This window comes from Shewanella surugensis (assembly GCF_023284005.1).
In the GTDB taxonomy this organism is placed as follows: Bacteria; Pseudomonadota; Gammaproteobacteria; order Enterobacterales; family Shewanellaceae; genus Shewanella; species Shewanella surugensis.
In genome coordinates this window covers 1-1,359 of record NZ_JAKIKS010000309.1, presented here as the reverse complement: position 1 = coordinate 1,359, position 1,359 = coordinate 1, and the positions used below count along the sequence as shown (strand labels likewise).

The 1,359-nt window shown below is 38.9% G+C and carries 1 protein-coding gene; it reads left to right on the top strand.

The window, feature by feature from the left end; translation table 11 throughout:
* Window positions 1-93 precede the first annotated feature (93 nt).
* On the top strand, window positions 94-663 hold the full coding sequence (locus L2764_RS27185) for a LysR substrate-binding domain-containing protein (protein WP_248943449.1): 570 nt from the start codon (window positions 94-96) through the stop codon (window positions 661-663).
* The last annotated feature ends 696 nt before the right edge of the window (window positions 664-1,359 follow it).

Below are 1,359 nucleotides of genomic sequence, written 5' to 3'. Positions count from 1 at the left end.
CAGTTCCGTAGAGTGGCTACGCGCTATGAGAGAAAGGCTAAGTACTATTTAGGGACGCTTCAATTAGCTGCTTCTATGATTTGGTTAGCGTAATTGTCAACGCCCCCTAGAGCGATGACGATCAGCATGGGAGAGGAAGTCGAATTACAAGTCGCGATTGATGAAGCGGTGCCTATTAATGCTTTCGAAGTATTATTCTCTCGATTAGCACAGTCATACCCCGATCTAAAACTCACCATTATTAATGGATCTCAAGAGGATATTTCACGTTGGGTTGATAATAAAAGAGTCGATATTGGGATCCTTTTTAATATCACACCACTACCGGACTCATTAGAGTTTATGTCGACAGGTCAATTTAAATACAGTTTAATTGTTTCGCCCCAGCATCCACTATCAATAAACCACTGGTATATCGATAGTTATTACTATATGACAGCATTAGTCATTCGGAACCTAGGCTGGGCGCTCGTTCCTGAGCATATTATTCATTCACAGTGGTATTGTGACAATGTCATTGAACTGTTAACAGAAAATATCCCCGCTCCCTTATTAGTCGAAATGGGCGTCGTTAACCGAAGAGATAGAGCTTATGGGCCGATTATGGAATGGATATTCTTAGAAATTGAAGCCATGTTTAAAGATAATATCGATGAAGTATGATGGGTTAATATTGAAGATCATTTTGATGTCGAATATAGAAATGGTGGCGTTAAAATTAAATGAAAATAATTAACTTTGATAGCCCTATGCCTTGAAAACACAGTCAAACTATCATATTTTCACCTGACAATTAGGCAACTAAACTAATGTCATTTATCTTTAACTGAATGAAATATTCTAGTTTTTATAGATTGGAGCAACCATCTTTCACAATAAAGAGTGGTTCGAACCAATGACCACTACTCTTGGAAACAAGCAAGGTATCGCCTATTCATATACAAAATGGGTAACTGAGCTCATGCCGCATCGACTTGTAGCATTAATTGATTGAATTGGAGTATGAGGAGGAAAACGAGAAATTTGGAGCGACCATCTTTCACAATAAAGAGTGGTTCGAACCGATGACCACTACCTTGGAAAAAAGCAAAGTATCGCCTATTAATATACAAAACGGGCAACTGAGCTCATGCCGCATCGACTTGTAGCATTAATTGATTGAATTGGAGTATGAGGAGGAAAACGAGAAATTTGGAGCGACCATCTTTCACAATAGAGAGTGGTTCGAACCGATGACCACTACCTTGGAAAAAGCAAAGTATCGCCTATTAATATACAAAACGGGCAACTGAGCTCATGCCGCATCGACTTGTAGCATTAATTGATTGAATTGGAGTATGAGGAGGAAAACGAGAAATT